Raw genomic sequence first — 13,769 nt, 5'->3', positions numbered from 1 at the left:
TATGTCTAAGTTTACTCTTGTTGCAATGGGAGGGACTTTTGATATAATTCATAAAGGTCATCTTGCTTTACTTGCAAAAGCATTTTCAATTTCATCTAATGTAATTATTGGTTTAACCAGTGACGAATTAGCTGAAAAAAGAGGAAAAAAAACTCTGAACAATTATGAAAAAAGATTTGAAATATTAACAAATGCAATTAAAACAAATTTTCCAAACCATCACTTTCAAATAAGTAAATTAGACAATGATTTTGGTCCTGCGGTTTTAGAAGAAAATGTACAGGCTCTTGTAGTAAGCGATGAGACCGGAAATCAAGGAGAAATATTAAATCAACTTAGAAAAGAAAAAAATCTATCTCCTGTAAAAATAGTAATAGTTCCTATGGTGTTGGCTTATGATGGAAATAGAATTTCTACAACGAGAATAAAAAATTCAGAAATAGACATAGATGGTAACGTATCATCAATTGACTAGAAGATTCTCTATGTTTGAGTAATTGTAATAAAACAATATTTTTGGATTAAGGTTTAATGGCAATTATAAATAACATGATGAAAAAATTTGATGCTGATATTTCAAACCTAAAGGAGGGTCTACACCCTGAAAATCTTTCATTTTGGTATAATAAAATTATTAAAGAAACTATTGATATGGCTCCCCCATGGCTGCAAGATAAAATCAAGGTGAAACAAGACCCAATTCTTCCTATGAAATTTAATCTTGATATCTCAAAAAGGGCAGTTCGTTATTTTATGATTGTAGTTGATAATAATTTAGATGATATGCCGTATTCTACTAAACTATATTTTCTAAAAGTTCAAGAAATTATGGGAACTGAAATGGATAAATCCCTGGTTTAATTCACATATTTTCATTCTAGGCACAAATTCAAGCTCTAACTATCTATAATCAATAATGATGAATATGTATAAGAAAATGGATTTCTATAAAGCTAAATATTCTGATAAGGAATTTGTTCGACATTCTAAACCTAATCAAACTTCTAAAAATTCTAGAGATGACGTACCATCACGTTCTTTTCGAAATTCTAGATATGAAAGACCATCTCGAGATAGATATTCCAGAAATGAAAGAAGATCAGAAATGCATACTGTAACATGTGGAGATTGTGGAGATGAATGCCAAATTCCATTTGAACCAAAATTTAACAGACCTGTATATTGTAGCGAATGTTTTCAAAAAAATAAACCACAAAAATCTCGAGATAGATATTCCAGAGATGAACCAAGATCTCGAGATAGATATTCCAGAGATGAACCAAGATCTAGTCAGGATGATTTTAGAGCTAAATCTAAAAATGAAAAATTCCTAAAAAAATCTGAGAGTTTCTATTCAAATGGTTCTGAAAAATTCTATTCTTCTCTAAAAGAAAAATTATTTGAAATTCTAGGTGGTAAAATATGCTCCAGTTGTGGATTCAAAGATGAACGAGCTTTGGGATTTAATCATATTAATGATGAAGACGCATTTGATAGTATTCGAAGAGGTGGTTTTGCTTCATCCTGGGGAAAGTATATTTCTGAACCAGAATTGGCTAGAAAAGATTTGAGAGTATTATGTTTGAATTGCAATGAAATTAGACAACCACAAGCCAAAACTGAATATAAAAAACCAAAATCTATGAAGAAAAAAAGCAGATATTTTCCAAGATAATTTTTCTAATCCCTTTTTAAGAATTTATTAACATTTTTAATGTGATTATTTATTTTCAAATTATGGATAATGATTTTAAAGCATTAGGTATCAGTCTTATTGTAATGGTTGGAATTGTAGCAATTTACACATTATTTTCAGGTTGATTTACTCTTTTACAATTTCTACATATTCATCCAACATTACAGTAGAAACTATCTTATGTTCGTTTTCGATAACTGACTGAATAAAATCTGCAAATACATCTACATCTACTTTATCTTTTAAAAGAATGCTGTGGGCTGATTTATCTTTTAATGCTACAACTATTTCATTATCAAATATGTTTAAAATTGCTGTAATGAAAGTTTCATTTTTGTCTTTGATAAATAGAAGGCTTGATAGCTTTTGAGCCTCATACTTATCGTCGCATCTAATTTTGATTTTCATTAATTCTCAAAAATGAATTGTTCGATCTGATCTTTTGCTTTTTCTCTTTTTTCTTGATGAATTGCAAGAAATTCGTTTATTTTTTCAATTAATATTGCTTTTAGTTCGCCAGTAAGCATTTTTCCAGATTTATAATCATCGTAAATTGATTTTAATTTATTATCATCTGGTTCAAAGAAAATTCTAAGATACTGATAAGAGACATCAATATCTGGATTCCCTCCAAGTTTTCTATGTTGCTCAATATCTGTCTGGCCTCCAGAAAATGCATGTTTGTTAATTTTTTTCTTTACTATATTTGGAGAATCAGTTGTGTATATAGTTCCATTTTCATCTGAAGCTGACATTTTTCCTCCAGGTCCTGATAACCCCGGAATCATGATATTATGAATTAAGGCTGGTTTCTGTTTTCCAATTTTTGGAGCTATGTCTCTTGTTAATCTAAAATGAGGATCTTGATCAACTCCTAATGGAATCAAAACTGGTTTATCTTCAATGAAACATGGTGCAGATTGTAATGCTGTATAAAAAATCATTCCAATATTTGTCTCATTTGTAAATCCAAATACTGCCTTTGTATTTGAAAAATTAATTTTTTTAGCAACTTGTGCAGCAATAGGATATAATGTTTGAATATTTTTTGTATTGATAATTATTTTTGTATTGTTTGGCTTAAAACCTAAAGCAATAAAATCAAGTGCATTTTCATATGCAAATTTACTAGTTTCTTCTAAAGTGAGATTTGGTTTTGCATAAAATTTTTCATCATCTGTTAATTGGAAATACATATTTACGCTAAATTTTTCTTGTAGCCATTTAGAAAATACCCAAGGAACCAAATGACCAATATGAGTATGTCCCGAAGGTCCTCTACCAGTATATAAGAAAAATTTCTTACCTTTATCATAATCCTCTAAAATTCTATTTAATTCTCGATGAGAAAAGAAAATGCCTCTTCTTAGCATAAAATGGTCTTCGCCGGTAGTTTTTTTGATTCTATTAAGAATATCGGATGAAATTTTTTCAGTTCCAAATTTTTTGATTAATTTATCATAATCAATATCACCTTCAACATGCCAAGGAGTTACAATAAAGTCATCAGCTGACATTCATTTTGACTTAGGTTAAGGTTTAAAAAGTCTTTTTCAGTCTTTCTGCTGATGTCGCAGGTACTTCATGAGATTGAAAAAAAAATTATCACTTCTTTGAAAAACAATGAAAAACAAACTCCTGAAAACCTTGAAAAATCTACAAATCTATCCCCTGACCAAATCCGTCGTGGAATAGAATGGCTTAAACTAAAAGGCTTAGCTGTTGTTACCGAATCTCAAGCTATAAGCCTATCACTTGGAAAAAATGGATTAGAATCATTTCATAAAGGATTGCCTGAAAGAAGATTACTTGATTTATTAAAACACGAATCAAAAACATTACAAGATCTTCAAAAAGAACTTGGAAATGTTTTTGGTCCTGCTATGGGATTGGCAAGAAAAAACAATTGGGTGGATGCATCTGAAGAAAAAATCTTCCTAAAAACTTTCCCTTCTGAGCTTCCAGGAGAAAAAGCTCTAAAACAAATTGGAGAAAATAAAATATCAAAAAATGAAATTGATGCAGATGATTTATCATTTATTTTGAAAAGACCTGATTTTATAATAGAAAATGTGATTAAGACAAAAGAAATATCATTAACAGATACTGCAAAATCTATTGAAATAACTACTGGTTTGTCAGGTGAGATAAATGTTGAATCTAAAGTGCCTGACGTATTTGTTGCACGTACTCATCCTCTCAAGGATACTATTGATGAAATTCGTGAGATCTTTGTTACATTAGGCTTTACAGAAATAATTGGTAGTATGACTCAACCAAGCTTTTGGAATTTTGATGCGTTATTTACTCCTCAAGATCACCCTGCACGAGAATTACAAGATACATTTTATCTTGATGGTATATCTACCAAAAAAATTGGGACTTCAGAACAAATCAAAAAAATTTCTGAATCTCATAAAAAAGGTTGGCGATATAATTGGGATATTAATGAAGCACAAAAAATGGTTCTTCGAACCCATACAACATGTGTGACAATCAAACATCTTGCAGAAAACAAATCTGATGAAGCTAGAGTATTCTCTCTTGGACGTGTATTTAGGAATGAAAAAGTAAGCTACAAACATCTAGTGGAATTTAATCAAATTGAAGGAATCGTAATTGGAAAAAATGCCACTCTGCGTGATTTGATGGGAATACAACGAGAATTTTACAGACGAATAGGAATTACAAAAATTAAATTCTGGCCAACATTCTTTCCTTATACAGAACCGTCTTTACAAACAATGGTTTACAATGATCGATTAGAAAAATGGGTAGAGCTATTTGGTATGGGTATTTTTAGACCTGAAGTAACAAAACCTCTTGGAATTACAAAACCTGTACTAGCTTGGGGTGGAGGTATTGAAAGAATTGCAATGCTAAAATATGGTTTGGACGATGTCCGAGAATTTTACAACAATAATTTGAGTTGGTTGAGGAGTACAACAAAATGCCAGTAGTTGAACTATCTTATTCCAGACTCCAAAAATTAATTGGAAAAGTTTCAAAAAAACAAATTTCTGACTCACTTCCTTTCTTAGGACTCGATATTGAATCTGAAGATAAAGATCTGGTAAGAGTTGAGTATAGTCCTAATCGACCTGATTATTCTACTGATTTAGGTATTACACTTGGTTTACAAGGACTACTTGGAATCAAAACAGGAATTTTCAAATTAAATATAAAAAAATCAAATAATTATGTTATTCATGTAGATCCATCGGTATCAAAAATCAGACCATTTGTAACTGGAGTTATTGCAAAAAATGGAAACGTTGATGACAATTTGATTAAACAACTAATGGCAATGCAAGAGGATCTTCATTTTGGAATTGGTAGAAAAAGAAAAAAATCTTCAATTGGAATTCATGATTTAGATAAAATTATTTTTCCATTAACATATACTTCTACTAATAGGGATCACAGATTTATTCCATTAAATTCTAAAAGTGAACTTACAATAACTGAAATTCTTAGTAGTACAGATGTAGGGAAAGAATATGGAGCAATACTTGGAAATTCAATAAAAATTCCTCTTATTTTAGATTCAAAAAAACAAACAATGTCATTTCCACCTATTATTAATGCCGCAGTAACAACTGTTACTCCAAAAACAAAAAATCTTTTTGTTGAAGTAACAGGGATTAACAAAGAGGATGCAGAAGACATGCTTTCTGTAGTTGCCACAATACTTCAAATTGCTGGATTTACTCTTTATTCTACAAAAATTCTTGGAGCCAAAAATACTTCACCAAAATTAGAACCCCGAAAAATCTTGATTAATTCTAATCTAATCAATCAAACACTTGGACTTGATCTTAGTAATTCTCAGATTATCTCATCTCTTAAAAAATCAAGACTCGATGCTACTTTGAAAGGTAAAAATATTATCTGTTCTGTTCCTGCATATCGATTTGATATATTTGGTCCAATGGATTTAGTTGAAGAAGTTTCATTGGGATATGGTATCCAGAATTTAATTCCAATTTTATCGCCATCTCAAACTTTGGGACAACCAAATTCAATATCTGTAAAACTCAAATCTTTAAGTCTGATAATGGTTGGATTGGGATACACTGAAGCTCTAAATTCAAGCTTGACAAGTAAACGAGTTCTATATGAAATGACAAACAGAGAACCTAGAAATATGATCTCTGTATTAGATTCAAAGAGTCAAGAACATACAATTTTACGAGATTCAATTCTTCCTGGATTGTTAGAGAATCTTTCTAGAAATATTCATACTGCTTATCCACAGAAATTATTTGAAACTGGTACTGTTTTTTCATATGGAAAACCCATAAATGAAACAACTAATCTTGCAGGAATTAGCGCACATCAAGATGCAACTTTTACCGAAATTAAGTCCATCTTACAATCTGCATTAAAAACAGGATTTAATTTAGAAATTGAGACAAAAACTTCGTCCAATCCAATTTTTGAAGAAGGGCGAACAGCTTCAATTTCAATAAATGGAAAAACAATTGGAATGATTGGTGAAATCAATTCAAAAACAATTGAAAACTACAAAATACGTGTTCCAATAGTTGGATTTGAAATTTCTCTTTCTGGATTAATTTTTGAGTAATTTTATGTTTTGATTATTTCAATCATATTTTTTAATTTAGACTAAATTTGTGCTTAGTTACTTTATATCGTAGAATAATTCTGATCAATGGTTTTTAGCATAGCTAAATCTATAGTTAAACGCCCAAGAGCAGGCACACAGACGGATTAGGATGATGTCGATCGTATTGATACCAATGATTTCTAATTCACCCAGGTGTGCTACAATATGGGCAAACCCCGGTTAGAAAACCCAAGGAGGTTTAGGCTAAAAATACCAATGATCTTGCGCGAGTCAGAACCGGGGAACATTTAACAATTTTAAAACGTAAAGCATTCATAACGATGTAAACTCTCAAAAATGTGAATTACTGGTTAGCAAAACAAGAACCTAGCGGACCACGAGGATATAATTTTGAAACTCTAAAAAAAGATAAAACAGCAGTATGGGACGGTGTTCATAATAATTTAGCTCTGAAACATATGCGTGAAATAAAAAAAGGAGATCTTGTTTTATTTTATCACACTGGTGATGAACGACAAATTGTTGGAATTATGGAAGTAATTTCAGATCCATATCCAAATCCAAAAGAAGATAACAAAAGATTCATTGTGTTTGATGTTAAATATAAAAAATCATTAAAACGTCCAATTACATTAGATGAGATAAAAAAACAGAAAAAATTTCAAAATTGGGAACTTATCCGTATTTCTAGATTATCTGTAATGCCCGTACCACAGCAAATTTGGGATGCTGTTATTGATATTTCTCAAAACTAAATTCGGCATAATCGGTTTATTGATATAGTCGTTTTGTTTAATGAATACATGGCAACAGCTTATGTTTTAATAAACTGTGAACTAGGTTCTGAAGAGGCTATTATACAGCAACTTAAGGGTCTAGACGGTGTGAAGGAAGTTCATGGCACTTTCGGAGCATATGATATCTTAGCCAAGATTGAATCTGATACTGTAGAAAAACTCAGAGAAACAATTACTTGGAAGATTCGAAAAATTGAAAAGATTAGATCAACTCTAACCCTTATGGGTATAGAAGGTCAATCATAAACATTCTTTTTTCTAACCATGATTTTACATTTTATTTTTGTTGTAAAAGAAGAAGATCTTGAAAAACGTAAACCTGAATTTGAATATGTCAAACAAATGGGAAGTTTTTTCAAGGTTTGGATCAAAGAAAAATTTGGTAAAGATTTTGAAGTTCAATGTGATGAATTAATTACAAAGCCACGACGTTTATTTCAAAAATTAGATACACATACACTGCTTCAAGATCATCAACAAAGAGGACCTCAAATTTTTCATTTCTATCTTTGTCATTTTAAACCATTATGGACTGATTGTACATGTGAAGGTTATCAAGCAGAAAACTTTGGAATGGTTTGGTGGCAACCTCCAAAAGATAATTTTGACACATTGTTTCTTGCAGAAAAAAATTGTACAACTGTTTCTCATGTGTTAGCACATGAACTTTTACGAGTATCAGGACACAAAAAATTCAGAGAAATAGTTCATGATGTATGGACAAAGCATTTCTATGATCAGTTGGATTTTGAACAATATGGGACTAATTTTGAAAAAACTGATGGCAAACCAATGTTTCTTACAATCGACACATCTACTCTAAAAACAAAATAATACCTAGTTAACTAAACTACTTTTCAATAAATTCTAATTAACACTTTGTAACTGAATAAATATTGTTTTCAAAATTTGCTGTTTTGAAATCAAGTTTATTTTCAATATCATGTGTTCTGGATTTACTCAAATTCTCAAGCTCTACTAATGCATCTCCTCTAAACCCTACTGAAGAACCATAGATTGCATCACTTAACATGGTTCCATGATCACCTTTTTTGATATCATCAACCATTTCATAAAATCGTGTAGTTTCTTTTTTATTTACTGGATTTCCAGTGGCTTTGTTAACTGCAACTGCAATATACATTCCATTATTTTTTACCGCGACAGGTATTTTGTGATTTGTTCCAGTCGCTCCTGGAATCGTTTCATTTACTAAAACCTCGCATTTATGATACATGCTAGAAACATAAGCATAGAATCTATACTGTGCATATTTTCCTGCAGCATCTTCTTCACATCCAACAAATACTTTGTGTAACAGTTCTAAGGCATCATCATTCATGCTCTGTAATCTATCATCAATTCGTCCTCTTTCTAGGAGATCTGATTTACATTCTTTTGCAATCAATACTAAAATAAAATCTGGGAGATTATAATTTTTTAAAGCTGCAACAAATGCCCCTGCTTGGGACATTCCAAATTTTGGAAAACCTTTATTGACCATTTGAATTCCTCACTTTAGAATATCTGATATTACTCAACAATCAATTATAAAGCTACTTTTAGTTTATAATTGTTAAGAAATTTCTATGCCTGTCACAATATTTGCAGTAATTTTTAGATTGCAAATATTAAATTCCGGTTAAATTGACATACATTTGTGGAAATAGATACTACCCCTGAATTTGTAACTCGTATTTACAACAAATCGCGTGAAAATATTCAAAAATATCGAAAAATAATTGGTAGACCTTTAACACTTACTGAAAAAATACTTTCAGGACATTTTGAACAAATGGCAGAAAAAAATCTTGATGGGGGTAAAAACTATGTGTTCCTTATTCCTGATCGTGTAGCCTTACAAGATGTGACTGGACAAATGGTAATGCTACAATTTATGCAAGCAGATCTTAAACAAACCGCATTACCTACTACAGTTCACTGTGATCATTTGATACGTGCTAAAGTAACAGGTGATGCTGATATGAAAGTTGCACTAGATGAAAATAGTGAAGTCTTCAAATTTTTACAATCAGCTGCTGCCAAATACGGATGTGGTTTCTGGAAACCTGGTGCAGGAATAATTCATCAGGTTGTTCTTGAAAACTATGCATTTCCTGGTGGATTAATGATTGGAACTGATTCACACACTCCTAATGCTGGTGGATTAGGAATGATTGCTGTAGGAGTAGGAGGATTAGATGCAGCTGAAACTATGGCAGGATTGCCATGGGAATTACTTTATCCTAAAAGAATTGGAGTGTACTTAACTGGGGAACTTAATGGGTGGACTGCGCCAAAAGATATCATCCTAAAAGTTGCTGAAGAATTAACAGTTTCAGGAGGAACAAATTCTATTATTGAATACTTTGGACCAGGAACAAATACAATCAGTTGTACTGGAAAAGCTACGATTACAAACATGGGTGCAGAAGTAGGTGCAACATGTTCGATATTTCCATATGATAAAAGAATGGAAACTTATCTAAGATCAACAAACAGAGAAAAAATTGCCGAACTTGCAAATCAAAATAAAGAATTACTTGTTGCAGATAAGGAAGTAGAATCTAATCCTGAAAAATTCTTTGATAAAGTTATTGAAATTAATCTTTCAACATTAGAACCACATATTGTTGGACCGCATACTCCTGATCTAGCAAGATCAATTTCTAATTTAGCTAATGATGTAAAATCTAACGAATACATTGATTCAATATCAGTTGCATTAATCGGCAGTTGTACAAACTCTTCTTATGAAGACATGTCTAGAGTAGCAAGTTTAGCAGAACAAGCAAAATTAAAAGGCATTAAATCTAAAATCCCACTTCTAATCACACCTGGATCTGAGCAGATTAGAAGTACTATTGAAAGAGATGGACAAATGGATTCACTAAAAGATATTGGTGCTACAGTTTTGGCAAATGCATGTGGTCCATGTATTGGTCAATGGGATAGACCTGAATTGAAAAATGATGAAAAAAATACAATTGTTACTAGTTTTAACAGAAATTTTCCGGGTCGTAACGATGGTCGTAGAAACACACTGAATTTTATTGGTAGTCCAGAGATGATTATTGCATTATCTCTAAGTGGTAGACTTTCATTTAATCCTCTAAAAGATGAATTAACTGCTGCAGATGGTTCAAAATTTAAACTTGAACCACCAAAACCTGCCCCTGAAGTTCCAAAAAATGGATTCAAGATACCTGATGGAATATTTGTTTCACCTCCTAAAAATTCAAGTGATGTAGAAGTAATTATTGATCCTAATAGTAAACGACTTCAACGTTTAGAACCGTTTTTGCCATGGGATGGAAAAGACTTTGTTGATTTGCCTATTATGGTTAAAGCAAAAGGAAAATGTACCACCGATCATATTTCTCCTGCAGGTGCTTGGTTATCGCTTCGTGGCCACCTTGATAATCTTAGTGATAACATGCTTTTAGGTGCCGTCAATGCATTCAATGATGAAATTGGTAAAGGAAAAAATATCTTAAATAATCAACTAGAATCTTTTTCAAAAATTGCTAGACAGTATAAAGAAAAAGGAATGCGTTGGATAATAGTAGGTGATAATAATTACGGTGAAGGAAGTAGTAGAGAACATGCAGCAATGTCTCCTAGATATTTAGGATGTGCAGCTGTTATCACAAAAAGTCTTGCAAGAATACATGAAACAAACTTGAAAAAACAAGGAATTCTAGCTTTGACTTTTAGTAATCCTGATGATTATAATAAAATTCAAGAAGATGACAAGATTAGTCTTATCGGATTAAATAATCTAGAACCACACAAACCAGTAAAATGTATCATTAAACATAAAGATGGAACAAACAATGAAATTTCTCTTAATCATTCTTATAATAAATCACAAATTGAATGGTTCAAAGCTGGTTCAGCACTAAATGTTTTAAAAAATAAATAATATTCTAACGTGGGGCCGACCGGAATCGAACCGGCGACCTACGGGTCACTACAGCTCCAAACTTACATCATCCGTGAGTCAGTTTAGCTTAGTTTACCTTTGGAGCCCTTAGCGGTGATCTAACGTATGCACTGTCGCCCTACCAGGCTAGGCTACGACCCCACGAACAAGAATGAAATAGACTAGAATTTTAAGTTATTTTAACCAAGATTTATTTGCGATTAATCATGAGCTTCATCTGTTAAGGTAGATCATGGTAAAACCAATTGTCATAGTAATAGCTGCAATTCCTGCTATTCTTGCAATTTTAATTGCAATTCCATTACTTACACAACCTGAGATTCCATATTCTGCATCTAATTCAAGTGATGTGATGGAAATTGAATATGCAAAATATCAATTAAAGAAAATATCTTTTGGAGTAACTGAAAGACTCGGAGCACAGAAAACAGAAATTTTACTAATAAAAAATAATGGGGAAATAAAATATTCTGTAACTGAAGATGGGTATTCAAAACCAGATATCAAATCAACTTTAGATGAACAGAAACTTCGTAAAATAAAAGCTCTGATTAAAGAAACTGGTTTTATTTCAATTCCTTCAGAATCATTTCAAATTCGTGAAAATGTAACTGATTTTCAAAAATCAAATATCAAAGTTATACTTAATGGAAGGATTAATCAAATTAACTGGCCCGAACAAAATGCAACTGATCAATTTATACCTCCAATAATATCAATGGTTGAATCCCAACTTGATAATATTATAGAGCAAATTGGTGAATAGGTACAAATAACCTTCTAATAAAACTCTGACTATGCTTTCACTTTCAGGCGAAAGAACTGATGCAAAAGGAATCATTAAAGAAAAATCTAACTCTGATAATATTTTGCGTGGAACATCTACTTTAAAACGTGGTTTTGCTCATATGCTAAAAAATGGTGTAGTGATGGATGTTACAACTGTAGAGCAAGCTCAAATTGCAGAAGATGCAGGAGCTGTATCTGTTATGGTTTTAGATAAACTGCCATCTGATGTAAGAAAAGCAGGTGGAGTTGCACGAACTGCAAGTATTAGAATTATCGAAGATATTATGGATTCAGTTACAATTCCAGTTATGGCAAAATGTAGAATCGGCCATGTTTATGAAGCAAAAGTTCTTGATGAAACTAATGTGGATATGATAGACGAATCAGAAGTTTTAACACCAGCTGATGAACATCGTCATATTTGGAAATGGGATTTTACAACACCTTTTGTTAATGGAGCAAGATCACTGTCTGAAGCATTAAGAAGAATTGAAGAAGGAGCTGCAATGATCAGAACCAAAGGGGAACCTGGTACTGGAAATGTTGCAGAAGCTGTTACTCATATTAAAAAAGTCAATGATGAACTAAGAACAATAAAATCAATTTATGACTCTGGTGATGATCAAGATCTAATTAGAATTGCAAGAGAATTCAAAGTATCATATGATATAGTTGCAAAGACTGCTAAACTTGGAAGATTACCTGTAGTTAATTTTGCAGCAGGAGGAATTGCAACTCCAGCTGATGCTGCATATTTGATGTCACTTGGTTGTGATGGAATATTTGTAGGATCTGGAATTTTTAATGCAGATGATGCTAAAGAAAGAGCAAGAGCTATTGTTCTAGCAACTACATTCTGGAATGAATCCGATAAAGTAAAAGAGGCACAAAAAATGATTGATGAGAGACAATCTATGCTAGGATTAGATGTTAAAACTCTTGAATTGAGAATGCAAGATCGTGGTGGTTTAGCATGAGTCTTACTGTAGGTGTTTTGGCAATTCAAGGCGATGTATATGAAAATATCACATCAACTCAAAGAGCAATTAAGGAATTAGGAGTCGAAGGTTCAGTAGTAGGTGTTAAAACATCTGAAGAGATTTCAAAACTAGACGGTTTGATTATCCCAGGTGGTGAGAGTACAACTATAGGACAACTATCGCTTGTAAATAGTTCACTTAAGATAATTAAAGAAAAAATTGAACAAGGAATGCCAGTACTAGGAATATGCGCAGGTATGATAATGCTTTCAAAAACAGCAAACGATCGCGTTGTAGGAAAAACAGATCAACCTCTCTTAGATTTACTTGACATTAAGCTAGAAAGAAACTCGTTTGGTAGACAAAAAGAATCATTTGAGGCAAACATTTCTATGAATTCTATCGATATTCCAAAGTTTAACGGAGTTTTTATTCGAGCTCCATCCGTTTCTGATACTGGTTCAGGTGTAGAAGTTTTATCAAAGTTTAATGAAAAAATAGTTGCAGTCAAAAAAGGAAATATGTTAGGCGTAGCATTTCATCCTGAATTAACAGAAGACGTGTCATTACACAAATATTTTATAAATTTAATTAAGAAATCGAGAAACTAGTCCATTATGATAACTTCATCGCAATTCTTTTTAACCCTAACTTGGAAAATTTTAAAATGAAAACAAATTTTATTTTATCATTTACATTATGTTCAATCTTACTATTAGGCATATTTGGGTCATTTTATGGTGATGCATTTGCACAAAATCTATCTCCAAATGATGATGACTCTGAATTTGAAGAAAGACAAAAGGAATTAGAACAGAAAAAAGCTGAACAGAAAGAAAAAGCTGAAGAAAGACAAAAGGAATTAGAACAGAAAAAAGCTGAACAGAAAGAAAAAGCTGAAGAAAGACAAAAGGAATTAGAACAGAAAAAAGCTGAACAGAAAGAAAAAGCTGAAGAAAGACAAAAGGAA

At 31.8% G+C, this 13,769-nt stretch carries 15 protein-coding genes, 1 tRNA gene and 1 pseudogene; 13 read left to right on the top strand and 4 right to left on the bottom strand.

Annotated features, from left to right (window positions below; translation table 11 throughout):
• Position 1 precedes the first annotated feature (1 nt).
• The 3 genes from K5782_RS08195 (at position 2) to K5782_RS08185 (ending at position 1,675) form a co-directional block, all read left to right on the top strand.
• The gene (locus K5782_RS08195) at positions 2–475 is read left to right on the top strand and encodes a pantetheine-phosphate adenylyltransferase (RefSeq protein WP_297465672.1); all 474 of its coding nucleotides are present in this window, start codon (positions 2–4) and stop codon (positions 473–475) included.
• A 56-nt stretch (positions 476–531) separates the two neighbouring features.
• Entirely contained in the window at positions 532–861 is a 330-nt protein-coding gene (locus K5782_RS08190) for a hypothetical protein (protein WP_048110029.1), read from the top strand.
• Positions 862–925: 64 nt separating this feature from the next.
• The gene (locus tag K5782_RS08185; RefSeq protein ID WP_297465668.1) at positions 926–1,675 is read left to right on the top strand and encodes a CxxC-x17-CxxC domain-containing protein; all 750 of its coding nucleotides are present in this window, start codon (positions 926–928) and stop codon (positions 1,673–1,675) included.
• 147 nt (positions 1,676–1,822) lie between these two features.
• Here the strand turns inward: K5782_RS08185 and K5782_RS08180 are convergent, their stop codons facing one another.
• Together K5782_RS08180 and K5782_RS08175 are read right to left on the bottom strand one after the other, a co-directional pair.
• Positions 1,823–2,104 carry a hypothetical protein gene (locus K5782_RS08180; RefSeq protein ID WP_297465666.1) on the bottom strand — a complete coding sequence of 94 codons (282 nt, stop codon included), beginning with the start codon at positions 2,102–2,104 and terminating at the stop codon, positions 1,823–1,825.
• Positions 2,104–3,213, bottom strand: coding sequence for a tryptophan--tRNA ligase (locus tag K5782_RS08175; RefSeq protein ID WP_297465664.1), 1,110 nt, complete (start codon positions 3,211–3,213; stop codon positions 2,104–2,106). The genes K5782_RS08180 and K5782_RS08175 overlap by 1 nt, the downstream gene beginning before the upstream one ends.
• 51 nt (positions 3,214–3,264) lie before the next feature.
• Here K5782_RS08175 and K5782_RS08170 point away from each other — a divergent pair, with 51 nt between their 5' ends.
• The 5 genes from K5782_RS08170 to K5782_RS08150 all read left to right on the top strand — a co-directional run bounded on the left by K5782_RS08170 (position 3,265) and on the right by K5782_RS08150 (position 7,918).
• Positions 3,265–4,656, top strand: coding sequence for a phenylalanine--tRNA ligase subunit alpha (locus K5782_RS08170; protein ID WP_297465662.1), 1,392 nt, complete (start codon positions 3,265–3,267; stop codon positions 4,654–4,656).
• Positions 4,647–6,284, top strand: a complete 1,638-nt coding sequence (gene pheT, locus K5782_RS08165) for a phenylalanine--tRNA ligase subunit beta (RefSeq protein ID WP_297465660.1) — start codon at positions 4,647–4,649, stop codon at positions 6,282–6,284. The genes K5782_RS08170 and pheT overlap by 10 nt, the downstream gene beginning before the upstream one ends.
• 341 nt (positions 6,285–6,625) lie before the next feature.
• Complete coding sequence (locus K5782_RS08160; RefSeq protein WP_297465657.1) at positions 6,626–7,042, top strand: EVE domain-containing protein; 417 nt, start codon at positions 6,626–6,628, stop codon at positions 7,040–7,042.
• Positions 7,043–7,090: 48 nt separating this feature from the next.
• Positions 7,091–7,330 (top strand): Lrp/AsnC ligand binding domain-containing protein, encoded by a 240-nt coding sequence (locus tag K5782_RS08155; protein WP_048110523.1) that lies wholly within the window; start codon positions 7,091–7,093, stop codon positions 7,328–7,330.
• 18 nt (positions 7,331–7,348) lie between these two features.
• Complete coding sequence (locus tag K5782_RS08150; protein WP_297465651.1) at positions 7,349–7,918, top strand: hypothetical protein; 570 nt, start codon at positions 7,349–7,351, stop codon at positions 7,916–7,918.
• A gap of 37 nt (positions 7,919–7,955) precedes the next feature.
• Here the strand turns inward: K5782_RS08150 and K5782_RS08145 are convergent, their stop codons facing one another.
• Positions 7,956–8,588, bottom strand: coding sequence for a hypothetical protein (locus tag K5782_RS08145; protein ID WP_007551318.1), 633 nt, complete (start codon positions 8,586–8,588; stop codon positions 7,956–7,958).
• A gap of 156 nt (positions 8,589–8,744) precedes the next feature.
• Here K5782_RS08145 and K5782_RS08140 point away from each other — a divergent pair, with 156 nt between their 5' ends.
• Positions 8,745–11,009 carry an aconitate hydratase gene (locus tag K5782_RS08140; protein WP_297465649.1) on the top strand — a complete coding sequence of 755 codons (2,265 nt, stop codon included), beginning with the start codon at positions 8,745–8,747 and terminating at the stop codon, positions 11,007–11,009.
• Between the two features lie 10 nt (positions 11,010–11,019).
• Here K5782_RS08140 and K5782_RS08135 read toward each other — a convergent pair.
• Positions 11,020–11,171, bottom strand: a tRNA-Trp gene (locus K5782_RS08135).
• A 91-nt stretch (positions 11,172–11,262) separates the two neighbouring features.
• On the opposite strand from K5782_RS08135, the gene K5782_RS08130 reads away from it, so the two are divergent.
• The 4 genes and pseudogenes from K5782_RS08130 to K5782_RS08115 all read left to right on the top strand — a co-directional run.
• Positions 11,263–11,796, top strand: a complete 534-nt coding sequence (locus tag K5782_RS08130; protein ID WP_297465647.1) for a hypothetical protein — start codon at positions 11,263–11,265, stop codon at positions 11,794–11,796.
• 31 nt (positions 11,797–11,827) lie between these two features.
• Positions 11,828–12,796, top strand: a complete 969-nt coding sequence (gene pdxS / locus K5782_RS08125) for a pyridoxal 5'-phosphate synthase lyase subunit PdxS (RefSeq protein ID WP_297465645.1) — start codon at positions 11,828–11,830, stop codon at positions 12,794–12,796.
• Positions 12,793–13,410 (top strand): pyridoxal 5'-phosphate synthase glutaminase subunit PdxT, encoded by a 618-nt coding sequence (gene pdxT, locus K5782_RS08120; protein ID WP_297465643.1) that lies wholly within the window; start codon positions 12,793–12,795, stop codon positions 13,408–13,410. Before pdxS ends, pdxT begins: the two co-directional genes overlap by 4 nt.
• Positions 13,411–13,466: 56 nt before the next feature.
• Positions 13,467–13,769, top strand: a pseudogene (locus tag K5782_RS08115) (hypothetical protein); the annotation flags it as partial.

The sequence above is a fragment of the Nitrosarchaeum sp. genome (genome assembly GCF_025699065.1).
Taxonomy (GTDB): Archaea; Thermoproteota; Nitrososphaeria; order Nitrososphaerales; family Nitrosopumilaceae; genus Nitrosarchaeum.
Note: the sequence above shows the minus strand (reverse complement) of the source record. Positions and strands in the feature narration are given on the sequence as shown.